The sequence below is a fragment of the Pediococcus cellicola genome (assembly GCF_001438655.1).
GTDB classification, from domain to species: domain Bacteria; phylum Bacillota; class Bacilli; order Lactobacillales; family Lactobacillaceae; genus Pediococcus; species Pediococcus cellicola.
This window is the reverse complement of the sequence record NZ_JQBR01000003.1, coordinates 13,854-36,489: the sequence shown is the minus strand read 5'-3', so window position 1 is coordinate 36,489 and position 22,636 is coordinate 13,854. Positions and strand designations below refer to the sequence as shown.

General features: G+C 37.3%; 21 protein-coding genes, 1 pseudogene and 1 other annotated feature. Of the genes and pseudogenes, 18 read left to right on the top strand and 4 right to left on the bottom strand.

Annotated features, from left to right (window positions below):
• Nucleotides 1-179: 179 nt before the first annotated feature.
• A complete protein-coding gene (locus IV80_RS03365; protein ID WP_057749528.1) occupies nucleotides 180-1,355 on the bottom strand; it encodes an IS256 family transposase in 1,176 nt (391 codons plus the stop codon).
• A gap of 583 nt (nucleotides 1,356-1,938) precedes the next feature.
• Here IV80_RS03365 and IV80_RS03360 point away from each other — a divergent pair.
• From IV80_RS03360 to IV80_RS03285, 15 genes and pseudogenes are all read left to right on the top strand, one after another.
• A complete protein-coding gene (locus IV80_RS03360) occupies nucleotides 1,939-3,033 on the top strand; it encodes a glycosyltransferase (protein WP_057749527.1) in 1,095 nt (364 codons plus the stop codon).
• Between the two features lie 224 nt (nucleotides 3,034-3,257).
• Nucleotides 3,258-3,880 (top strand): annotated as a pseudogene (locus IV80_RS10070) (IS3 family transposase); the annotation flags it as partial.
• A 1,132-nt stretch (nucleotides 3,881-5,012) separates the two neighbouring features.
• A complete protein-coding gene (locus IV80_RS03345) occupies nucleotides 5,013-5,828 on the top strand; it encodes a glycosyltransferase family 8 protein (protein ID WP_057749525.1) in 816 nt (271 codons plus the stop codon).
• Nucleotides 5,829-6,052: 224 nt separating this feature from the next.
• The gene (locus IV80_RS03340; protein WP_057749522.1) at nucleotides 6,053-7,582 is read left to right on the top strand and encodes a glycosyltransferase family protein; all 1,530 of its coding nucleotides are present in this window, start codon (nucleotides 6,053-6,055) and stop codon (nucleotides 7,580-7,582) included.
• A 27-nt stretch (nucleotides 7,583-7,609) separates the two neighbouring features.
• Nucleotides 7,610-9,169 (top strand): glycosyltransferase family protein, encoded by a 1,560-nt coding sequence (locus IV80_RS03335; protein ID WP_057749519.1) that lies wholly within the window; start codon nucleotides 7,610-7,612, stop codon nucleotides 9,167-9,169.
• A 4-nt stretch (nucleotides 9,170-9,173) separates the two neighbouring features.
• Complete coding sequence (locus IV80_RS03330; RefSeq protein WP_236699564.1) at nucleotides 9,174-10,169, top strand: glycosyltransferase family 2 protein; 996 nt, start codon at nucleotides 9,174-9,176, stop codon at nucleotides 10,167-10,169.
• Nucleotides 10,170-10,435: 266 nt separating this feature from the next.
• A complete protein-coding gene (locus tag IV80_RS03325) occupies nucleotides 10,436-10,837 on the top strand; it encodes a hypothetical protein (RefSeq protein WP_157048827.1) in 402 nt (133 codons plus the stop codon).
• Nucleotides 10,838-10,870: 33 nt separating this feature from the next.
• Nucleotides 10,871-11,800: a Firmicu-CTERM sorting domain-containing protein gene (locus tag IV80_RS03320; protein ID WP_057749513.1), complete on the top strand. Its 930-nt coding sequence runs from the start codon at nucleotides 10,871-10,873 to the stop codon at nucleotides 11,798-11,800.
• Nucleotides 11,801-12,412, top strand: a complete 612-nt coding sequence (gene xrtG, locus IV80_RS03315; protein ID WP_057749510.1) for an exosortase family protein XrtG — start codon at nucleotides 11,801-11,803, stop codon at nucleotides 12,410-12,412. It abuts the gene before it with no gap.
• Between the two features lie 5 nt (nucleotides 12,413-12,417).
• A complete protein-coding gene (locus IV80_RS03310; protein WP_057750046.1) occupies nucleotides 12,418-13,755 on the top strand; it encodes a TIGR03111 family XrtG-associated glycosyltransferase in 1,338 nt (445 codons plus the stop codon).
• A gap of 6 nt (nucleotides 13,756-13,761) precedes the next feature.
• Nucleotides 13,762-14,133, top strand: a complete 372-nt coding sequence (locus tag IV80_RS03305; RefSeq protein WP_057749507.1) for a 6-carboxytetrahydropterin synthase — start codon at nucleotides 13,762-13,764, stop codon at nucleotides 14,131-14,133.
• A gap of 26 nt (nucleotides 14,134-14,159) precedes the next feature.
• On the top strand, nucleotides 14,160-15,617 hold the full coding sequence (locus IV80_RS03300) for a TIGR03766 family XrtG-associated glycosyltransferase (protein ID WP_236699563.1): 1,458 nt from the start codon (nucleotides 14,160-14,162) through the stop codon (nucleotides 15,615-15,617).
• A 269-nt stretch (nucleotides 15,618-15,886) separates the two neighbouring features.
• Nucleotides 15,887-16,729 (top strand): EAL domain-containing protein, encoded by an 843-nt coding sequence (locus IV80_RS03295; RefSeq protein ID WP_057749504.1) that lies wholly within the window; start codon nucleotides 15,887-15,889, stop codon nucleotides 16,727-16,729.
• Nucleotides 16,701-17,219 (top strand): hypothetical protein, encoded by a 519-nt coding sequence (locus IV80_RS03290; RefSeq protein WP_057749502.1) that lies wholly within the window; start codon nucleotides 16,701-16,703, stop codon nucleotides 17,217-17,219. The genes IV80_RS03295 and IV80_RS03290 overlap by 29 nt, the downstream gene beginning before the upstream one ends.
• 17 nt (nucleotides 17,220-17,236) lie before the next feature.
• Entirely contained in the window at nucleotides 17,237-18,547 is a 1,311-nt protein-coding gene (locus IV80_RS03285) for a glycosyltransferase family 2 protein (RefSeq protein ID WP_057749499.1), read from the top strand.
• 25 nt (nucleotides 18,548-18,572) lie between these two features.
• Here IV80_RS03285 and IV80_RS03280 read toward each other — a convergent pair whose 3' ends face one another.
• Nucleotides 18,573-18,983, bottom strand: a complete 411-nt coding sequence (locus IV80_RS03280) for a peptide deformylase (protein WP_057749496.1) — start codon at nucleotides 18,981-18,983, stop codon at nucleotides 18,573-18,575.
• Nucleotides 18,967-19,446: an NUDIX domain-containing protein gene (locus IV80_RS03275; protein ID WP_083490501.1), complete on the bottom strand. Its 480-nt coding sequence runs from the start codon at nucleotides 19,444-19,446 to the stop codon at nucleotides 18,967-18,969. Before IV80_RS03275 ends, IV80_RS03280 begins: the two co-directional genes overlap by 17 nt.
• A 179-nt stretch (nucleotides 19,447-19,625) precedes the next feature.
• Nucleotides 19,626-19,873 (top strand) — a binding site (T-box leader).
• A gap of 48 nt (nucleotides 19,874-19,921) precedes the next feature.
• On the opposite strand from IV80_RS03275, the gene IV80_RS03270 reads away from it, so the two are divergent.
• The 3 genes from IV80_RS03270 to IV80_RS03260 all read left to right on the top strand — a co-directional run bounded on the left by IV80_RS03270 (nucleotide 19,922) and on the right by IV80_RS03260 (nucleotide 22,209).
• Nucleotides 19,922-21,037, top strand: a complete 1,116-nt coding sequence (locus IV80_RS03270; protein ID WP_057749493.1) for a 5-methyltetrahydropteroyltriglutamate--homocysteine S-methyltransferase — start codon at nucleotides 19,922-19,924, stop codon at nucleotides 21,035-21,037.
• A gap of 196 nt (nucleotides 21,038-21,233) precedes the next feature.
• The gene (locus IV80_RS03265; protein WP_057749490.1) at nucleotides 21,234-21,686 is read left to right on the top strand and encodes a MarR family winged helix-turn-helix transcriptional regulator; all 453 of its coding nucleotides are present in this window, start codon (nucleotides 21,234-21,236) and stop codon (nucleotides 21,684-21,686) included.
• A gap of 1 nt (nucleotide 21,687) precedes the next feature.
• Nucleotides 21,688-22,209 (top strand): GNAT family N-acetyltransferase, encoded by a 522-nt coding sequence (locus tag IV80_RS03260; protein WP_057749486.1) that lies wholly within the window; start codon nucleotides 21,688-21,690, stop codon nucleotides 22,207-22,209.
• 39 nt (nucleotides 22,210-22,248) lie between these two features.
• Here the strand turns inward: IV80_RS03260 and IV80_RS03255 are convergent, their stop codons facing one another.
• On the bottom strand, nucleotides 22,249-22,554 hold the full coding sequence (locus tag IV80_RS03255) for a hypothetical protein (RefSeq protein ID WP_057749483.1): 306 nt from the start codon (nucleotides 22,552-22,554) through the stop codon (nucleotides 22,249-22,251).
• Nucleotides 22,555-22,636 lie beyond the last annotated feature (82 nt).

The following is a 22,636-nucleotide window of genomic DNA, read 5'->3' as shown; positions in this document are numbered from 1 at the left end:
TAAATCAGTGTTCATAAATAACTTTATGTAAGAGGAGATTTATTGGGAAGGAGATCGCTTGATAGATCTCCTTTTTTCGTTGATTTTCACCATTTGATATTAATCTATTGAGTAAATATGGATATCGTCAAGAATCTTGTGTAAATGAAATACCTCCGTACATATAATATGTAGTTAATTTAAGTAAAGGATGATTCCAGGGTGTCCTGAAGTCCGTTGAATCCGCGATGGATTCGCTTCATGGACTTCTCGTTGTAGACATTAAACTGAGAAACCAGGAATCGATTCAGTGAATCTTCCGTTGGAAATTGTTCTTTGTGGTTGGGGTTGCGTTTGAGATGCTTATTAAAGTTCTCAATCAGGTTAGTGGAGTATAGTGATTGCCGGATAGCTGGTGGAAAGTCCATGAAAGTGAGTAAATTCGGCATTTTAAGCACATCTTTGATTAATTTGGGATAGGTCTGATGCCAGTTGTTGGCGAACTCATTCAGTTTCAGTTCGGCTGCTTCACGGTTGGCGGCCCGATGAACTTGTTTAAAGTCACTGATCACGGCCTTGCGGTCTTTTACGCGAACTTTGTTCATCAGATTCCGCCCAACATGAACCAGGCAACGTTGTCGTTTGGCTTTAGGGAAATGCCGATTCAAGCCTTCATCCAAACCAACTAACCCATCGGCCATAAACAACAGCACATCTTTAACGCCCTGCTTGATCAAGGTTCCCAGCAGTTCAGTCCAGATTCCAGTCGATTCCGTTGGCGCCACTTGGTAGTTCAGCACTTCTTTCGTACCATCTGGACGAATGCCAATCGCAATATGAACGGCTTCTTTTTGAACGGTATCCCGCTTTAACGGCAAGTAAGTGGCATCTAAGAAGATGGCCGCATATTGTGAAGCCAGTCGACGTTGCTGGAAAGCTTGAACCTGTTCATTGACAGCTTTAGTCATGTTGGAAACCGTGGCTTTGGAGTAGTGAGCACCGTACATTTTCTCAATGAGTTCGGCAATTTCAGCAGTGGTAATTCCCTTGGTATACAACTGAATGACCGTTGTTTCTAAATTATCACTGTGCCGACCGTAGGCTGGCAAGGTATGATTTTCAAACCGGCCATTGCGATCTCGAGGAATGGTTAAGTTAAGTTGGCCGTACTTCGTATCAAACGAGCGCTCATAACTGCCGTTGCGGTTATTACCAGTGTTAATCCCAGCGTATGAGTAGCGTTCGTAACCCAAAAACTCTGCCAATTCGGTTTGAAGCAGCTGGTTAATCGCAATTTCGAGGTGGTGACGAAAAACTTCGTCCAAATCTTGCTTTTGGGCTAGTGCAGCGATAATTTCTGTGGTAAGTTCATTCATGGGGAATGCCCCCTGTGATGTTTTCTGTGGTTACTAAATATCATAAGGGAAGGCATTCCCTATTTCTATACAATTCAGAAATCTTTTATGCATTTACACAAGATATTTTACGCTCTCTTTTGTTTACAAAATTCAACTATTTGAGTTTTTCTGTTGATTAGATCTATAATAAAGTTTAGATGGGGGTAAGTATAATATAGATTCTTTAGTTTCTGTATTGTCATATCAGTTCAACAACCATTTGGATAAGGTTATTGTACCTTTATTTTTTTATTATTTAAATAATGCCATTCTTATGTATCCAACTAGCCATAAGTAAACTATTTTCTTTGTTGATAAAATGAAAGCCGGGTGAATTTTAAAATCGAGTTCTGCATTTGTTTGAAACAAAATCACATACCTTAGCTGTCTGTACTTTTGTTACAACTGCATTATTGTGTTTTAAATTTTTTATAATTAACAAATGCGGTGTAACTATTTTTAGAATTTTTAAGTTAATTAACAATTACTGACTCACTAATACAACTTATTTAAGATTACATCAGATTAATGTTGGCTTCATAAAATGAAAGGATGAATTATCGTGAAAATAACATTAATAACACAGTATTTAGAGGGACATGGCGGTACCGAAAGAGTCATTTCGAACTTGGTCAACGAAGATTTAAAAAATGAATATCAGGTTTTGATCCCTAAAAGCGGAAAACCTGAATGGCTCCAATGGATTACACGTACTACCGGCTACCAACTTAAAATTTGCCATGCACAAGATACACAAGCACAAAAAGAGTTTATTGAAAAAAATGTTTTAGCAGCAGAACCAGATATCGTTTTGGGACTCGAAGGCAGAGCTTGTGTAACTGCCTATCAGATCAGGAAAAAATATGACCTTCATTATAAAATTGTTTCTTGGGGACATACCTCCATTGCTGAATCAAACATTTTTGCTCGTCAAGAACTTGCTTTCTCAGAATATCATCTTGCAATTAGTACAGGGATAAAAAAACAGTTGATCAAACTCGGGGTCCCAGCCCAAAAAATCTTTCTGATCTATAATCCTATCCGCACTGTAAATAAGAAAACAATCAGCACACCTAAAGCTAACGCTCCTTTCCATGCAATTTTTATTGGAAGAATATTGTTGGATGATCAAAAAAATGTACGTATGCTTCTTGAATCAATGGCACAACTTAATATTCCTTGGAAACTGGACATCTTTGGCAAGGGAGCTGATCTTCCAAAAGCAAAAACATTAGCAAATGATTTGCATATTTCACAAAACATTAACTGGCAAGGTTGGATGCCTAATCCTTGGGAAGCAATTAATGAAGCTGATTGCCTGCTGCTCTGTTCAAAATATGAGGGATTCCCAATGGTTGTTATTGAAGCTGCTTCTTATGGCTTGCCAATTGTTTCAACAAACTGTCCTACTGGACCGGCAGACATCATTAATTCCCACAATGGAATTTTAACTCCAATGAACGACCAAAAAGCTTTTATAGCTGCATGCCGGCAAATCTATCGTTTGCGTGGTAAATATAATCATACAGATATCAAAAAAACAGTTTTGAAATTTGATATTTCTCGCTATATTAAGCACATAGAAAACATCTATAACTTAATTGCTACTGATAATAAAAACACAGATAAATCAGCCAATAAACTTTCTTCTTTATAATAGGTTCTTTATCAAGTGGTACTGATGAAATGAGCAGCTTTTTTAATGTGACTATGAAAATTCAAACTGACATAACTATTCTTTAATTCGATGAGAAGACGTAAACGGAAGTTTTCAAAGTTCCGGAAACCGTAAGCAGTCTTTTTTGCTCCTATCCTAGTATTTGGTACATAAATTTCTGAACAGTTGTGCCATAATTAATAAAACAAGATAGGAGCATTCCAATGAAACGATATCAAGATGATTTTAAAGCCAGCATTGTGAAGATGCATCGTGAAGAGAAAAGATCTATTCGCTCGCTTTCCGAGGAATACGGTGTTTCTCCAGCCGCAATTCATAACTGGGTTAAAGACGCTAAATCAGTTGAGCTAGAAGACGGTACTGAAGTAACGTCCAAAGAATTCAAACAACTTCAAAAGGAAAATCAGCGATTAAAGGAGGAACTTGAAATTTTAAAAGCTGCGGCGGTGTTACTGGGGAAGCATTAGGACGAATTAATTGCCTTGTCTTCATAGAAGATCAGTTATTGCGACACCGCTTATCAATTATTCTTTCGGCACTGAAATTACCGCGCAGCACCTATTACCATTGGAAAAGATATCAACCTAGTCAACACGAACGTGTTGATAATCAGCTCAAAGAAAAAATTAAATTGATTTGGGAAAATAATTATCGTGCCTATGGTTATCCACGAATAACGATGGTGCTTCGCAAGTCAGGCATCTGTGTTGGGTCAAAACGAATTTTACGATTAATGAGGGAAATGGAGATTCACTCTTTAATGAATCGGCGATTTAAAAAACCTGGCACTCATGTGGATCATTCGCAATTAAATAATTTATTTAAAAAAGCAAAAAAAGGCAAAACCATTACGTTGATCGGCAATTTCAAAATGAATGGTAATGTTAAATTACCAACAAAAGCTAATGTTCATGTGAATGCGACAAAAGCTAATTTTACTGGAAAATCTGGCTTTTTTTATGGCGTGCTTACAAAGGGCTTAAATTGGCAAGGCGGTACCTTTTATGGTGGTGGGCATGAATTTCGATTGCTTCGCAACTCCAGAGCCACATTTAAAAATGCGAGCTTTCACCAAGCTTGTGGCATTGGGGGTCATATATTTGATTTGATGGGTTGCTCAAATATTACGATCACGCACAGTCACTTCTATGGATACGGGCATACGCTGAGTACGGCAATCATGCGTAAAAATGGGAATCATGGTGAATATGGCGAATCTATTCAAACGGACTATGCGAATTGTAATAGCGGTGGTCCTGGTTTTAATAAATATGGAAAAGGCCATTTTAATGGGACACCTTCAACCTATATCACTGTGACACACAATACTTGGGCGCCGGAATATAGTGGGAGAAAATTAGTTTCGTTAGCACAGGTGGCGATTGGACAGCACGATACAATTAGCAGTAATCGTCGCATGATCGCCCACATCAATTTTTCCTACAATACCGTAAAAAATGCGGTTCGGTTGAGCGGAATGGGTGTCGATATCAAGTATTTTGGGGCACCAGTTCATTTTGAATCTTCTAGAGCATTAACCATCAATCATAATACGTTTAGTACAACACTAAAACGTGCGCGACCAGAAAATGATATTATCATTTCAAATCAGTATGGCCACATGCCGCATACGACAGCTGTTTCCATTCAGAACAATTCATTTACGGGTTATCATGCCACCCATTCGGCTATTCAGTTATATGCGCGTCGTGGACATTCGATTAAGGGTGTTAAAGTAAGAAAAAATGCTACCCATGGGATGTGCTTAATTAAGCGATACGGAAATACAACAGTAAGTTATTAGAAGAACGCAAACAGTTTTTACCTAACTGTTAGTTCAGACTTGTTAATTTTACTTAAATTAAGTTAAAAATCACCATAACTAATTGTGTTTACAATGAATTATTTTTCTATTAAAGATTGGCATATTATAATGGAAATCAGGAGATGTTGCGGATATGAATTTACTGTTTGCCATTGATAATCACGTAGTTGATCAATTGTTAACCACCTTATATTCGATTGTGATGAATACGCCCAATCAGACTTTGAATGTGTATGTCATTCAGAAGAATAAATTAAAGAAAACAGACAAGATTGAATCATTCTGTAAAAAAATGAACATTAGGTATCATCCACTTGTGCTAAAAAACGCTCTGTTAGGGGATGTGCCAGTCACTAATCGTTATCCAGAAACCATCTACTATCGGTTACTAGCTCAAGATTACTTACCTAAAACGATTGATCGTATTTTATATTTAGATGTAGATATCTTGGCCATAAATGACTTATCGCCGTTGTACCGCTTGGATCTGGGTCATTTTTTGTACGCTGCAGCCAGTCACTCTGCGTTGACCAATAATGTGACCGAACCGCTCAACAAGCTCCGGCTGGGAAACTACGAGGCTGAGAGCTATTATAATTCTGGCGTCTTACTGTTCAATCTGACGGCAATCCGGAAGCAAGTGAAAAAAGTAGATATTGTTAATTATATTAGTCGTAATAAACTTTCTTTGTTCTTGCCCGATCAGGATGTGTTAAATGGTTTATATGGACATCAAATTAAAAAGATTCCGGATGAGCTATATAATTTTGATGCACGTCGCAGCCCGCTTTACTATGCTTTAAGTAATGGTAAATGGGATTTAGACTGGGTCATTCAACATACTGTGGTGCTTCATTTTTGTGGTCGTGACAAACCTTGGAAAAAAGACTATCACAATCGCTACGCCGGGTTGTATAAACATTATGCTTATCGGGCAAAACGAATTTAAGGCATTTAGAATGATAAATAAGCGTCATAGCTGTATAAAGTCACATCAAGAATTTTGTTGCAGCAATGAAACGCTTATTTTTTTGTTGTTTGTAAAAGTTGATTGGCTTAAGCACAATGAAAATATCTGCTATTGACACGTTATGCTTTATTGCTTAATAATGGCTGTATTAGCCGCAAATTTAGCAGCTATATACATATAAAAGGTAATGATGGAGAAGACGTATGAAAAATATTATTTCAAAGGGAATTGATCAAGTTATTTTGTTTTTGTTGGTCATTAGTTTAGTTGGGGCGTTAATTTCTACAAATCTAGCAAATACCTATCAATTTGGTTTTATTGTAGGCACATTGATTATTTTCGGTATGGTGCTAGCAGTACTACCTTTACCAAAGGATAAGGTTGGATCGCTTAGCCGCTTTTTTAAGCAACCATGGTTATTTTTTCTAGTTGTTTTGGCCTATCAAGTCCTGTTAGTTGTGAGCCTGACAGGAGAAATTGGGTATGATGCCTATACCATTAAGCACGCAGCTATGGGAAATCCGGATTATTATTACTTTTCTGTTTATCCAAATAATTTGGGGCTTCTTTTTTTGATGCGCTTTCTATATGTGATTACTCACGCCCTGGGGATAACAAATTTTACACTTGCCTTGAATTTCATCAATATGATTTTTATTGACATTACCATCTTTTTAATTTGGTATTTTTTGAAAAAGTACCTAAAAAAGTCGATTTTATGGGGTTTATTTCCTTTTGCTTTTTTACTCGCCCCATGGTTAGTTGTTTTTTATTCTGATACAACAGTTTTGCCATTCACGGCTGCAATGATTGTGACATTGTATGAGTTACTTCAAAACTTTAATAATAAACAATACTCGGCCAAAAAATTATATGGCTTAAGTGCAATTTTTGGTATTAGTACCTTTTGTGCCTATGCGTTAAAACCAAGTACATTCATATTTGTGATTGCCATTGTGGTTGAGTTGGCCTTGAATTTATTAATTAAGCCTTTCCCAAAACGATCGGTTGGAAAAATATTAACGCGACAGGTGGGCTTAATTGTAGCAGTTATGATTTTATCTTTTGGTGTCTTAAAAGTTGGAGAAACAGTCTTGGTGGATCATCAACATTTAGTAGCAGTCAATAAAGAAGTGGCAATGCAACCGAGTCATTTTATTTTAATGGGTATGAATCAAAAATCAGGTGGTCGCTTTTCAGATGATGACTATCATTACAGCACAAGCTTTAAGAATCCTAAAGCACAAAATAGCGGTAACTGGCGCCTTATTAGGCAAAGGCTTAAAAAGATTGGCGCCGTCAATTATATTAGATTTTTGTTTGTCAAAAATTATACCAACACTAGTGATGGGACATTAGGGTGGTCAAATGACAGTCAGTTTAGTAAAACACCATCATTAAATAAAAACAAATTTATTCGTTCATTTTTCTTCTTATACGGATCAAGACAAGCCGTTTATTTTGTGATAGCCCAGTTGACCTGGATCATAATTTTGAGTGGGGTTATCTTTAGCTTCTTTGATAGGTCGCTTTTTGTCAGAATATTGAGAATGTCAGTATTAGGGTTACTCCTATTTCTTCTCATTTTTGAAGGCGGACGTTCAAGATACCTCATTCAAAGCTTTCCCGTAATTTATATATTAGCGGTGATTGGCTGGCATCAATTATATAAACGCGTCATAACTAAGAAAAAAATTACAATTTCATGGCACTCATTTAGCCGATTGTTTTAAAAAATTTGTGAATGTTGAGGAGTAGTTATGCAACGAATAATTAAGAGAGTTATTGATACGGTTATTTTGATTTTATTTTTAATAACATTTTTGGGTACTTTGGTTACAACCAATCTCAATGGGCAAGTCATTGGTGGTATCGGTGCAGTTTTTGTCATTATATTTTATTTGGGTTACTTATTTAGAAATCATTTGTCGTTTTTGAAGAATATACAAAAAATGACTGGGAAGTACCATGTTGACGCCAAATGGTTCTTTTCAGTTTTAGCATTGATTTATCAAATGATCTTGTTAATTAGTTTGGCTACTGAAACGGGCTTTGACACGGGAATTATGAAGTGGGCGGCGACTAGTAAATCGATTGTACCAGAAAGCTACTTGGCTAATTATTTTTCTCAAAACCCAACTGATCTCTCATTTATGTTTGTTGAGCGTGGTCTCTACCATATCGTAAATGGGCTAAATTTAACTAATTTCACGTTGGTTTTGGATATTATTAATTTGATATTAGTCGATATTAGCATTGTTTTAGTTGGTTTGGTTTTGAAACGACATCTAAATAAAGCCACTGTTTGGGTGTTGGCACCTTTGGTTATTTTGATTTCACCGTGGATCGTGATTGTTTACACGGACACCTTTGTTTTGCCTTTTATTTCTGGGATGATTCTTATGATGGATATTCTTGCAACTGATTGGCTTGCGAGTAAGAAGCCCAAAAAGCAATTTATTTGGCAATCAGCTTTGCTAGGGTTGTTAACCTGGGCAGCATATGCCCTGAAGCCAACGGCAATGATTTTGATCATTGCTTTAATTTTAGAATTGGCTTTCGTCCTAATTTTTAATCGGACGAAATTTGATTTGAAAACAGTTGCTTTAAGTTTATTAGTGGCTGCAGTTTGCTTTGGTGTGTGTCAGGGTGCAAACCAACTGGCTTTAAAACATCAACAATTTGTAAGTATTAATCCAAATCAAAAAGAATTACCCAGTCATTATTTGATGATGGGAATGAATAAAGAAACTTACGGTAGTTATTCACACCAAGATTATTTGTATAGCACAAAATTTCCAACGAAGAAGACCCAGCAGTCAGCTAATTTCAAAATGATAAGGAAACGACTTCAAAATTTTGGCTTTGGAGGGTATGCTAGGTTCCTGTTGGCAAAAAATTATTATAATACTAACGATGGTACTTTAGGATGGCTAAAAGAAGGAGATTTCTTCAACAAGCCGAGCTTCAAAAAGCATAAATTTATTCGCAGCTTTTACTATCCTTATGGGTCTAATTTGAGGATTTCTCAGACTATTTTACAAGCCATTTGGATTCTGATTTTTGCCGGCGTTGTATTTAGTTTTCTGGACAAAATCTTTTTCATTCGCGTCCTGCGTATGTCACTGTTTGGACTTCTTTTCTATCTACTACTATTTGAAGGCGGTCAATCCCGATATTTGATCCAATTTCTGCCTATTATTTACGTACTGGCCATTTTTGGATGGCAAAGTATTTTTGTGTGGTTTAAGAAAAAGAAAATTATGCAACGTAAAGACGGAAAATTAGTTGTTTATCTAGGCGTAAAGAAAGGCAAATAAAAATTTGGATGAGAATAAAAAAGAATCAATCGAAACAAAAAATTTAACAATCGTGATTCCTTGCTATAACGAAGAAGCGGTCATACGTGAAACTACAAAACAAATTAGTAAAATTTTACAGCAACTTTTAGACAAGCAAAAAATCGGTAGGGGGAGTCGAATTTTATTTGTTGATGACGGAAGTTACGATCGTACTTGGGAACTAATTAAAAAACTCATGGACGATAATCCGTTTGTGACCGGTATTAAATTTAGTCGTAATTTTGGTCATCAAAATTCCCTTATTGCCGGGTTAACCACTGCGGTCAAACATGCTGATATGATGATCACAATTGATGCCGATCTTCAAGATGATGTCAATGTTATTCCGAAAATGGTTGAAGATTACCTGAATGGCATCGATGTTGTTTATGGTGTACGTAACAACCGAGACACAGATACGTGGTTTAAGCGGGTGAGCGCGGATGCTTTTTATCAATTAATGGCAAAATTTGGTGTGCGGATGGTACCAAACCATGCCGACTACCGTCTGTTAAGTAAGCGCGCTACACAAGCGTTGCTTAAATATAAGGAAAGAAATTTATTTCTACGTGGAATTGTGCCATTGGTAGGGTATCCAAGCGCTGAAGTTTTTTATGCAAGGAAAAAACGTTTTGCTGGAAAATCAAAGTATCCATTAAGAAAAATGATTAATTTTGCTATTGACGGTATTTCTTCATTTTCGATTGCCCCAATCAAAGCGATTATGTATTTGGGCTTCACAATCGTGTTTTTAAGTATTTGCTTAATGGCCTATACAATTGCACAGCGAATCATGGGAAATACTACAGCAGGATGGTCTTCGTTGATGATTTCAATTTGGTTTTTGGGTGGTGTACAACTCATATCCTTAAGCATTATTGGTGAATATGTAGGAAAGGTGTTTACAGAAGTTAAAAAAAGACCTCGTTTTGAGATTGAAAAAGATTTGTATTCAAATCAATTCAAATCAAAGCCCTGATTTTAAGTATAAATATCCAAGTGTTTTTGCCTTGATGCATAATTTTACCTATTTTCATTTATATTAAGAATTTGTATTGAATATGAATGCTTTATGTTTGATAATTAATGGTATACAATACAGTCAGCTGTGTGAATGCGTCTACATAATCTGTCAATTGCCAAGGCAAAAAGCAGTAAATTTTCAATCAAGTTTGGTAATTGTAAGAGGGGGTTAATATAATGCGGAAATTTTTAATAACAGTTATAGCGTGCATAGGAGCGCTTTTGTTTGCAGTACGTATTGTGAGTGCAGATGCTCAAATGAGCACTACAAATACTTCACCGATTACAATTGATGGGGATTATGATGATTGGAGTGGCGCAAAAAAGACCTCTTCTATAACTGGTTATACCAGTTCAGTAGTCACGAATGGTAAATATATTTATATGCATATTAATACGACTAGTCAGTGGTATATTCCAAGTACTGGTTATCTTGTAAAGGTTGGTAACGCACTTTACAGACTGACTTTCGATGATTTGCAACAAAAACAAGTAAATGGTCAAACAACAGCATTTTCTGTATCAGCAGCCACAGAAGGCTGGCAGTCACTTGGCACAGTGGGTGATGGTGAAATCACCTATAATTCTAAGTGGGATGCTTCTCAAAATGCTAATGTCATTTAATTGCAACTTGAATGTCGGGTGGCAGTAAGTGCTTTGGGAGCAGATGATACAATAAGTCAACCTGTGTCGGTTGCTAATTCTAGCGTAAATACGCAAGAAATTCAGGCACAAGACAGTGATTTTATTACTTCAACTGATAAAGCGACTGACGGTTCGAATAAAAATACAGAAACTGGCAGTACTGATGATAATTCAGCATTGAGCAGTTCTAATCTAGATTCTGCTAGTTCAACGAGTTCTTCTACTTCGGATCCCGTTAAACAAGCCATTACAGGCAGTGATAAAACAACCACTGATAGCGGTTTAGCAGAAAATAATAATGTTAACGGCAATTTAAACATTAAAATTGATGGCAACTTTGATGACTGGAAAGACATTACCAAATCAGACATGAAGATTAATGGTGATGATGATAATATCAAGCCAGCGGCATTAGTCGCAAATGATAAAAATGTCTATTTCTACGTCTCTATGGAACCAAAATTAGCTGGTGGATACAATACATTTCAGGGCAATGGCTATGAATTGAATGTAGGGGGTCACACTTATTATGTGACGCTCAATGATCACCACGATCTATCGCTTGCAGTGGGTGAAACTAAATTAGTTGATGTTGGCATCTATAGTGCGGAGAACGGTAATAAAACTGTTACAAATGGGTGTGCAGTTACCAGACGAAACCTTACTCAAAAGAACGGTGATGGTTCTGATTATGCTGGAACTAGTTATGTTTGGGAAGTTGCCGTTCCTTTTAAAGATTTAGGCAATATTTCAAATACAGCTGATCAAGACATCACGCTTTCCGACAGTGAGCTTTGGTCAGGAAAATTAACGTCAACAAGTGGCAGTACTGGGCCGGTTGTGTTAGCTGGAATTGGTTTTCTGTTTGCACTTGTTTCTGTTTTAAAGTTTAGTGGCATTGATAAAAAAATACTCAAAAATAAAAATTCGGAGAGTATCTAAATGAACATTTATCAAATAATTGGCGCAATAATTTGGCTCTATGTAATATCCGTTTTAAAACGGGCCAATTTATCTGCGTTTTTCTTTATTGTAGGCAGTGTAGGACTATTCTTTATCTTAATTACACTTAGTGACCCGTATTGGGTATGGTTCTTTACACATGCAGTCATGCATGGTATTGGCTGGTTTGGATCACTTACCCACATGAGTGAGATTATGCCTAAATATGGGTTGGTTAGTATTAACAATTCAACTTCACCTGTTATGATGGCAATCGATTATGAATGTTCAGGGATTATTGAAACTTCTGCGTTTATCAGTATGGTTGTCTTTTTTCCGCTATACAATAATTTCGAAAAAATATTTTTTTCGATTGTCGGGACATTGTGGATCTATGTGGCTAATATTATTCGGTTGGCTACTGTCGTTGTAATTGTTCATTTTGGTGGTGGAAATTTGTTTTTCCTAGCACATACCATATTAGGAAGACTGGTCTTTTATGTTCTTGTGATTATGTTGTATTACAATGTATTCACCTATTCACAAATTTCTCACAGTTTGTATCGTAACTTTAAGACGCATATCCAACGATTTCGATTCAGAAAGGGATAATGTTAATGGCCTATTGGTTTAGACTCACAATTTTACAAATTGGTTTTTGGCTAACTTGGTCATTGATTCCAATTGTCGTTGAAATTATTCCGGCAGTTTTTTCTGCCGGAATTTTGTTATTCAAACAATTTAGAAAAAAGCGGCTAGAAATGCCGGCCAAAATGCCTTTGATTACAGTTATTGTTCCTGTCTATAACTCAGAGGACACGCTTTTTAACTGTATTCGTTCCATTGAAAATTCAACGTATCCATCTGATTTGATTCAAATCATTTTAGCTGATAATCAAAGTACTGATAATAGTTTTCAAGCGTTCGCACATGCGCAAAATGTTTTTACAGATTTACACATGCAACTGATTCACACCGATCAAGGAAAAGCTAAGGCACTAAATTCGGCTATTTATGAAAGCATTGGCACTTACATTATTAATATAGACAGTGATGGAATTCTTGAAAAACACGCGCTTATGAATATGGTTCTGCGCTTTGAAAATGATTATGATGTTTCTGCTTTGACAGGAACCATTTTGCCACAAAAAAAGCTTATCAAACAGACCAGGGGCTTTTGGCGTCGTCTTCTTCAGAGAAATGAATATTTTGAGTATGCGCAAGCTTTTTTATCTGGTCGCACAATTGAATCGGAAAATAACCAGCTGTTTACGATGTCAGGTGCGTTTTCCGCCTTTCGCAAAGAAGCTTTAATGTCTACTTTCCTGTACAGCACGACGACAATCGGAGAAGATACTGATATGACTTTTCAATTAAGAGAACGCCTTAAACGAAAAGTAGTGATTTGTTCTGATGCTATTTTTTATATTGAGCCAATCCCTAGTTTAGGTCAGTTATACACGCAGCGTCAACGATGGCAACGTGGAGAGATCGAAGTAACGCAAGCTTATTCGACACGAATTGAAATAAAACATTTTTTTAATAATTTCTTGATTCGTCGCATGATTCTTGACCATACTTTTCTGTTTCCACGCATGATTTGGCTGTTTGCAAGCCTCGTGCTACTACTTTTCAATTACTCGCCAGTACTATTGGGAATGTCTTATGTCGTGATTTACTTACTGTACGTCATGATGGAAATTATGAATTTTGTTTGTGTCCAACTTTTATTAGGCGATTTTCCAGATGAACGGCATTTCTATTCTTCTCAGTGGTGGGTAGCCTTAACAATGCCTGCCTACAATTTTATTTGTGCCTGGATTCGATTTGTGGGTATTATTAATAGTATGACGGAGTTATCACATTGGAATTCAACAAAATTCGATGCTGAAACCCGAGATATTCGAACCGTTATTAGAGATGATATTTATCGGTTTAAAAGTAAAAGAAGGTAATTATGAATGGTCACACCATATCATACGTATAAGTTAATTTCTTACGTGAACGCGAGTCACGCTATGCGTTGGAAGGGTGGAGAAGGCAAGCAACATAACCATACTTGGGAAATTGTCTGTGAAATCCATACTAAAGGGGATCACATGATCATTTTTAATGATTTGGAAAAGGCGGTCACCGAGATTCTCTCCCAAATTAACGGTAAATTTTTAAATGATTTAGATTATTTTAAGAAGATTAATTCGAGCGTTGAAAATGTAACGGAATATTTATTTGATCAAATTGGTCCGGAATTAAAGAAGCTAGAGGCAAGTTTAATTAGAATTGAAGTTGGCGAATCGCCTACCCGTTTTTATTGCATTACCGTTGATGATTAGTCACAAAAAATTAGGAGATTGAAAGTGTGAATGCCAAGTTCTTTAAGTTTAGTAATCGATTTATTCTGTATTTGTTCAACATTTTATTTTTCTTAACACTCATTTTTGCGATCACCTCCCCAAATATTATTGTAGGAGATAACAAGGTTACCGGAGCTGGAACGACAATGTTTACCAGCCTCTTTTTGATTGGCTTAATTAGTCTAATCTTGGCGATTATTGTCTATCCGCGGGTGCGGCATTTCTTTTGGCTGGTCTTTATTAAGTATCAAAAAAGGACCGCCTGGATCCTTTTTAGTTTAGTCATACTATGGCAACTTATTTTCGTACTTTGTGTGCATCCACCCATTGGATTCGACGTCGGAGCTATTCATGAAGGTTTAATTAACACAAGTGATATGGAATTGCGCGTGTATTTTAGTCTCTATTACAACAACATTGCGCTATTGCTAATTCAACACTATCTGTCAACACTTTTTTCAACGACTTCGTGGCTGTTCTTAGACTTAATGACGATGCTAGTTGTGGATTTGGCCGCCTTTTTTAATTTTGTCACGATTGCGATAATTGATCGGAGAAAATTACCGCTAGCCGTTTACATTCATGCAGTGTGGTTATTCATTTTCCCGACAATTATTGTGCCGTACACTGATGCTTGGGTGTTACCGTTAGTTTCAGGCTATCTAATGAGTTATTGTTTTGTACGTTCACCTAAATTTAAATTATGGTTGCGTATCATTATGGCACTTATATTTGGCCTATTAGTTGCAGGTACATACTTCATGAAACCTTCCGCGATTGTTCCAGTGGTTGCCATTGTCATGATTGAAGTCATTTTCTGGTTGAAAAAACAGACTTTCAATGGCATATCTTCGTTGAAAAAGATATCGATTGTTTCGTTAATTTTGCCGTTTCTCTGTGTGGCCTCAATATTTGCGGGCTATTATCAGGGGCAAAAGGTGATCAATAATCAGAACTATATTATCGTCAATCGACTACGAGGGGTTCCAGTTGTACATTATTTAAGTATGGGTTTGTCCGGTGATGGTGGTTATAATCCAAAGGATGCTTTGGCAATGGCTCGATTAGTGGATAAAAAGGCGCGGACTACGTATTCTAAAAGACTCTTAATAAAACGACTTAAGAAAATGGGTCCACTAGGTTATGCCAAGTTTTTATTTAACAAGCATCGAAACGACACGGCAGATGGCACTTTTGCTTGGGTCAAAGAAGGCCATTTTATTAATGAAAATCCACGCCCAAAGGGAACTGGATTTGCAGGCTATCTCCGTCAATTTGTGTATTTATATGGCACACATTTAGGAGACTTCCGATTTATCTCGCAGCTATGGTGGATTATTTGGCTTTTTATGATCGCCTTTGGGTGGCATAATCACCAAAAGCTTGTACAATTGCTCCGATTAGCTATTATTGGGGGATTCCTGTATTTATTGCTTTTTGAAGGTGGCGAAGTCGTTATTTGATTCAGTTTCTGCCAGCGTTTCTGCTGTTAGCCACATTGGTGGCCGATGACTCATGGCGTTTCTTTAAGAATTTATATCGAGCAGCTTTTAAAAAAGCAGCGCTTCCCAAACATAATTAAATTGATAAATATAGCCAATGATCTTTCACGAAGATTGTTGGCTTTTTTGTTATTTCAGGATTGCTTGCTGGTGTTTAAATATATTTAATATACGTTAAGTGAGCTATAATAGTTATAAACAAATTTTTAAGTGAAATTAGGTTTGATATTATGGAAGCACTGAAACAACTCGAAAACATTCTTTTGATCATTAGTGTATTGACGATTGTGGTGTTTGTGATCATTATTGTGTTCTACTACTATAATTCACGAAAACGTTCCAATAATTACCTCGCCAAAAAGCAAGTAGAATTACGTTATTTTATTCAAAAACAAGTTGATTATCATGGGGAGCTCATCGGCTATGAGTGCTTATTGCGACAACATCAAGCAGATGGAACCTGGAAATTACCCACTGGTTTAGAGACTCTCCCGCTACAAAGGGTGATTTCTCTGCTGGAGGATACTTTTAAGTCTTTACCGGAAATCCCAATCACGTTATCAATTAATTTAGAATATGAACAAATTGTGAGTGATGAGTTTGATTATTTTGTTCGTTGGGCCATCAGCAACATCGAACCCATGAAGTTAAATGTAGAATATACCACAGGAAGAAACAATCAGAATTTGCACAAACGTAAGTTTCGGCGTCATATCCAAAATGGCCGACACTACGGCATGCATTTTTCCATTGATAATGTGGGGTCAAAGTTAACTGATTTGTCTCGCATTGAGTGGATGCTGCCGGTTACAGATACCTTGAAGTGTTCTATGCGCAGTTTTCGGAAAACGGATCCCAGCGAATGGTTGGATTTGAATCTGCAATTTTGGAATCGTTTGACACAAGAACGCCATATTAATTTAGTTTTGACGGGAATTGAAAATGCAGAAGATGAGGCTTTGGCAAAACAGTTGAAGATTGAAATTCGGCAGGGGTATTTATTCGGACATCCCATTGACCCACATCATGATAGAGGTGAAGATAATGGCACCAAAAAAGAAAACGAAAAATGATGATGAGACACAAATGGCTTTTACAGATCATTATTTTGAAAAAGGGCACTGGCTTTTAAAAATTTGGCAGACCATAGTGGCCTTGCTGGGGTGGCTGGGTGTGTTTATTCCTTTGGTTGTAACAGGTTTGTCTTATTTTGGTGTTAAATATCATTTCTTTAAACCTTTATGGATATATCGCGAAGGTATCTTTGAAGTCCAGTTTATTAGTGTCATTTTGCTTTTTTCTTTTGTAATGGTCCTAGTGTTCAGCGTTTCGATGGCGTTAATTCAGAATCGTAAACGTGATCGGTTGGTTGAACAGTGGCCGACTTTTAATCCGATCAATCAAAAAAAACGTTCAACAGAACTCAATCAGTTTATGGATCAGCGGTTTGGTCCTGCCGAAAAACGTCAAAATGTTCGTAACTATCAAGTCGAACCGGAACAAAACATAGAGACTCACGAAATAAAGCAGCTTTTTGATCAACATCATATTGATGAGTTGTAGGGAAGTGATGGTGAATTATGATTAATCACGTATTTGAAAATACGACAGGGGCGACGATTCTAAACGTGTTTCTGTTGATCCTTTGTTTATATCCAGTGATTGGGTCGTTTTTCTGGTTTTGTGGTTCACTTAGTTACCGATGGTTAAGAAATGAGAAGACTGACCGGAATTGGTCACCACTTCCTGCAAAAAAACAGCCTATGGTCACAATCATGATTCCAGCGCATAACGAAGAAATTATGATTGCGGATACGATAAAATATTTATTCGAACAATTGCACTATGAGAATTTTGAAGTTTTGGTCATGGATGACGGTTCAACGGATCAAACTGCAAAGATCGTGCTGGATTTAGAAACTAAATACCCGCGTTTGCGAATGATGCATATCGTAAAAAATGCTGGTAAAGCGCATGCTTTTAATATTGGCATGTTTTTCGCTAAGGGAGAGTATATCCTTAGTAATGATGCAGATACGATCCCTGAACCAGATGCACTGATGAAGTACATGAATTATTTTATTCATGATCGTGATTTAAATACTTCAGCAGTCACGGCCAATATGGATGTGTCTAATCGAACGAAATTACTGGGTAAGTCACAGACAGTTGAATTTTCAAGTATTGTCGGTGTTATTAAACGCAGTCAAGCGGCAATTAACGATTCTATGTATGCCTATAGTGGCGCCAACACCTTGTATCGCAAAAGCTTTTTGATTGATGTAGGTGGCTTTCGGCAAGATCGCGCCACTGAGGATATCAGTATTGCTTGGGACCATCAAATGATCGGTGCTGTCCCACGATTTGCACCTAATATTGTGTTCCACATGAACGTCCCAGAAACCCTCTCGGATCTGTATCGACAAAGAAAACGTTGGGCACAGGGTGGCACAGAAGTCTGGTTAACAAATATAAAGAAATTTGTCTTTCATCCCATCAAAAAAAGGTATCAAATGTCAATGTTTGTTGATTCGACACTATCTATCATTTGGTCATTTTTCTTTTTAATTACAGCCGTATTATTTATTGTCACTTTGATCTATTTTGGCATGACTGGAAACTGGGAAAGGTTTATTCACAGCATTGAAATGTCTTTTATTTTTGTGAGCTTTGAAATGCTAGCTGGATTTATGCAACTTTTGGCCGCCTTGATTTTGGACCATCATGGTGCCAAATTAAAATATTTGATCTTTGCTCCGCTTTACATGTTGTTTTACTGGATGATTAATCCAATTACGGTTGTGATGACATTCATTCCGGCATTGAAAACCATTTTTGGACATGGTTCAGGAACCTGGGTTAGTCCAGAGCGGCAAAAAATAAAAAAATAGTGTTCGTGCTTTGGGGGCAAATTAATTAAATTAAGATTCCTTCACAGTGGTCCACTTCGTGTTGAATGATTTGAGCAATCCAATCCGAAAATTGCTGTTGATGTGTGGTAAAATTTTGATCCTGATAAGTCACTTCAATGTGCTTGTAACGGGTGGTTGAATGTTCCCCCAATAACGAAAGGCAGCCTTCTTTTGTAGAAAAAGGACTGCTTTTTTTAGTAATGATAGGGTTGATTAGCGCAACGGGTAAGACCCCCATTTGAACCACAATAATTCGTTTGTTGATCCCAATCATGTTAGCAGCCATGCCCACACAATCTGCCTGGTGGGCTTTAAGGGTATCTAGCAAATCAGTGACTGTTTGGGTATCTGCTTTGGTAGCCTTCACAGCTTTTTGAGAAAGTGTCTTTGTATTGCAGTTAATTGGTTGAATCATTTGGGTTCTCCTTCGTATTGTCGGTGATTGGAAAATAAAGTTCTTTATTTTCATTGTGACGATAACTATCAAAAATAGCTTGTACTACAGGGTTGAGATGAGCACTGGCAATTTTATTGGTCGTGAGCCATAATGTTTGTCCTTCATTTTTGGTGCCAACTTGATTTTGCGTGCTGCGCTCAAAGGGAACAGCAACCTGATAAATAAAAATCAGCTCTTTACGGCCATCTTCACGTGCAAAATTTACAAAACCGTGTAAAGCGGGCTTGGTAATGTTTAAACCAGTTTCTTCTTTTATTTCACGGATAGCTGCTGTTGTAACTGACTCGCCCGGTTCCACATGACCACCAGGAAAAGTTAAAGACGGTTCAAATTCAGAGTCTGTTTTTTTCATAACAAGTAATTTGTGATGACAGCTAATTAAGACAATGCAGGTAATCTCACAAGGGTAGGTACGATCCATTCAGTTTCGCCTCTTTTAAGTTTAATGCCAATTGTAACGAAGCACTGTTATGATTGTATCACGATAACTAGAATCTAAATACTTCATGAATTGTGTTCGTCAATGTAGTTGTGTTTTTTTAAATACGACTTGACAATTCAACTTGTCACGATTAGAATTACGTTAAAATCAAATTAAATAAATGAACAATGAAAAGATGAGTAGTTAAAAGATTGACTTGTAGAGAGGTCCTGAGTTGGTGTAAAGGGCTACAATTGCTTAACGAAGATGGTCTTGGAGAGAAACGTTGTTGAGCCTATTGCCAGGCAGCGTTGGGTACGCCCATTATTGCGTGAAGTATCGCAAGCTTGCTTGCCGTACTTTTTAAGTCATTTAGTGTGAACTAAATGAAAAATAAGGTGGTACCACGAGATCAATCGTCCTTGGAAGTTATTCCAAGGGCGTTTTTTGTTGTTTAAAAAAGGAGAGCATTAAAATGACAGTAAGTGTAAAGAATCAGTTTCCATATCGTTACGATGAAGTCGGGAGTTTATTACGCCCCGCAGCTTTAAAACAGGCACGTGCAGATTTTCAATCGCAAAAAATTAGTGCAGATGACCTCAAGGCCGTTGAAGATCGCGAAGTGAAGCGAATTGTTGAAAAACAGGCCGATCTAGGTTTGAAGGCAGTTACGGATGGCGAATTTCGCCGTAGTTGGTGGCATTTAGATTTTTTTGATGGGTTAAATGGCGCACATTTCTTCACACCAGCTAAGGGATATAATTTTAATGGACTCGAGACACGTAAGGGTGGCATCAAAATTACCAATAAAGTGACATATAATCCAGGCCATCCGTTTTTTGCTGGCTTTTCTTATCTGAACAGTATTGTGCCAGATGGTGTGACTGCCAAACAGACCATTCCAAGTCCTTCGGTAATGTTTCCAAATAAAGATGCTGAGATCTATGACGAACATTATAATAATGATCTAAATGCCTTTGTGGATGATTTGATCATTGCTTACCAAAAAACAGTTCAGCATTTCTATGAATTAGGATGCCGTTATTTACAGATTGATGATACTTCTTGGGGAATGTGGGCAAGCTTTTCTAAAGGAACTTTGAACCCAGCCTTAAAACCAGTTGCTGAGGCTGCCGTAAGAGCAATTAATGCGATTGCGGATAATAAGCCAGAAGATCTTGTTTTGACGATGCATGTGTGTCGCGGTAATTATGCTTCTACCTGGGCAGGCGCTGGTGCTTACGATCCAGTGGCAGATTATTTAGCTCAGTTGCATATTGATGGTTACTTCCTAGAATATGATGACGAGCGTTCCGGTGGATTTGAGCCGTTGAAAAAAATCGCGGACAATGGTCGCCACCAGCGCATTGTATTAGGTTTAGTCACGTCAAAGAAGCCAGAATTGGAATCTGAGGACAGTTTAAGAGCTCGTATCCAAGACGCAAGTCAATATGTACCTTTAAACGATCTTTGTTTGTCGGCCCAGTGTGGTTTTGCTTCTACTGAAGAAGGGAATCACTTAACGGAAACAGATCAGTGGCGCAAATTAAAGCTTGTGATTGATACAGCCAAATCTGTTTGGAAGGACTAATTTATCCCCAAAGATGGTGAATGAGAAAAGGGCGTTCTGACCTCAAACATAGCCTTATTTCCGTAATTGCGACGATTAGAGTTCAGAGACAGATAGAGACTGGGAGTTTTTTCTCAGTCTTTATTTTTTGAAAAACATTTTGCTGTAAATGCAACAAAATGCTATAATGATTTTTAATAAGTAAGGGGGTCACATCATGGGGGATGTGTTACGCGAAATCGGCACGATTGCACGAGCGTTAGATTCCATCAGCAATATTGAATTTAAGCAGTATGACTTAACAAAAGGGCAGTATCTTTATTTGGTCCGCATTTGCGAACATCCAGGTATCATTCAAGAGCGAGTGGCCGAGATGTTGAAGGTGGATCGAACGACTGCTGCGCGAGCCATTCAAAAATTGACGGCAAATGGTTTGATTGAAAAAAGAATGCAGACGGAAAATAAAAAAAACAAGCAACTTTTTCCGACAGCTAACGGCTTAAAAATTTTTCCAATTATTCAACGTGAAAATCGCCATTCAGCCGAAGTGGCATTAACCGAATTTACTGAAGCAGAAAAGCAACAGATAGCCGAGTTCTTAACCCGAATGAGGAAAAATGTAGCATCGGATTGGGAATATGTCAAAAAGGGAAATCAACGGAGGTATTGAAATGACAAAAAAGCGATCATTAGTAAGACTACGTGTTCAGGACTGGCAAGAGTTGCAGAAGATTAGTATTGAAACTTATTCGGATACATTTGGACCATATAACTCACCGGAAATTATGCAAGCTTATCTCACGACTGCGTACGAAGCTAAAAAATTACAAGGAGAGCTGGAAAATCCAAATTCACAGTTTTATTTTGTCAAAGTGGAACAAGAGGTTGCGGGCTATTTAAAAATAAATGTGGGCGATGCGCAAACCGAAACAATGGGTCCTGAGAGTTTGGAAGTTGAACGCATCTACATCCGACCGCCGTTTAAGCAACAAGGATTGGGAACGTATCTGATTGGCAAGGCAGAGCAAATTGCCAATGCCCAACACAAAACTAAACTCTGGTTAGGGGTCTGGGAGCATAACGAACCTGCTAAACATTTTTATGAGAAATTAGGATTTCATCGCATTGGTCAGCATTCCTTTTTTATGGGGGACGATGAGCAGACAGATTACTTAATGGAAAAGAAACTATAAAAGAGTTGGGAAACCAACTCTTTTTTGATAGGGATAGAATTAGTTGAAAATTAAGTTCTCGGCTCCAGAAAGGTGCAGATAGTAAAGAAATAACACAGCAGCGTTGATAAAAAGTGAGGCCACGATAATAGCGTATCTTAACGTGAAGTAGCGATACCCCTTAAATGTGTAATCATGCTTTTCTCTTCGCTTTCCATGGTAGCCAAATGTAAAAACAAGTAGCACCAAAACAACTAGAATTTGAAAAATAAATCCAACGATAAATATAGAATTGGTACGCAAACTATCTTGTAGATAGTAACCTGAAAACGCCATAATATCGATAAGAATAGTAAGTAACGGCATTGTAATCACCTCATTAATTTTGTTCTATTATAGCATGTTTTTTTAATGAAAACGTTTTATGGTAGGGTTTGTTTGAAGCAAA

Coding starts and splice junctions, on each gene's coding strand:
- IV80_RS03365 (WP_057749528.1), bottom strand. CDS start 1,355: ATGAATGAACTTACCACAGAAATTATCGCTGCACTAGCCCAAAAGCAA.
- IV80_RS03345 (WP_057749525.1), top strand. CDS start 5,013: ATGAATTTACTGTTTGCCATTGATAATCACGTAGTTGATCAATTGTTA.
- IV80_RS03340 (WP_057749522.1), top strand. CDS start 6,053: ATGAAAAATATTATTTCAAAGGGAATTGATCAAGTTATTTTGTTTTTG.
- IV80_RS03335 (WP_057749519.1), top strand. CDS start 7,610: ATGCAACGAATAATTAAGAGAGTTATTGATACGGTTATTTTGATTTTA.
- xrtG (WP_057749510.1), top strand. CDS start 11,801: ATGAACATTTATCAAATAATTGGCGCAATAATTTGGCTCTATGTAATA.
- IV80_RS03310 (WP_057750046.1), top strand. CDS start 12,418: ATGGCCTATTGGTTTAGACTCACAATTTTACAAATTGGTTTTTGGCTA.
- IV80_RS03305 (WP_057749507.1), top strand. CDS start 13,762: ATGGTCACACCATATCATACGTATAAGTTAATTTCTTACGTGAACGCG.
- IV80_RS03295 (WP_057749504.1), top strand. CDS start 15,887: ATGGAAGCACTGAAACAACTCGAAAACATTCTTTTGATCATTAGTGTA.
- IV80_RS03290 (WP_057749502.1), top strand. CDS start 16,701: ATGGCACCAAAAAAGAAAACGAAAAATGATGATGAGACACAAATGGCT.
- IV80_RS03285 (WP_057749499.1), top strand. CDS start 17,237: ATGATTAATCACGTATTTGAAAATACGACAGGGGCGACGATTCTAAAC.
- IV80_RS03280 (WP_057749496.1), bottom strand. CDS start 18,983: ATGATTCAACCAATTAACTGCAATACAAAGACACTTTCTCAAAAAGCT.
- IV80_RS03275 (WP_083490501.1), bottom strand. CDS start 19,446: ATGGATCGTACCTACCCTTGTGAGATTACCTGCATTGTCTTAATTAGC.
- IV80_RS03270 (WP_057749493.1), top strand. CDS start 19,922: ATGACAGTAAGTGTAAAGAATCAGTTTCCATATCGTTACGATGAAGTC.
- IV80_RS03265 (WP_057749490.1), top strand. CDS start 21,234: ATGGGGGATGTGTTACGCGAAATCGGCACGATTGCACGAGCGTTAGAT.
- IV80_RS03260 (WP_057749486.1), top strand. CDS start 21,688: ATGACAAAAAAGCGATCATTAGTAAGACTACGTGTTCAGGACTGGCAA.
- IV80_RS03255 (WP_057749483.1), bottom strand. CDS start 22,554: ATGCCGTTACTTACTATTCTTATCGATATTATGGCGTTTTCAGGTTAC.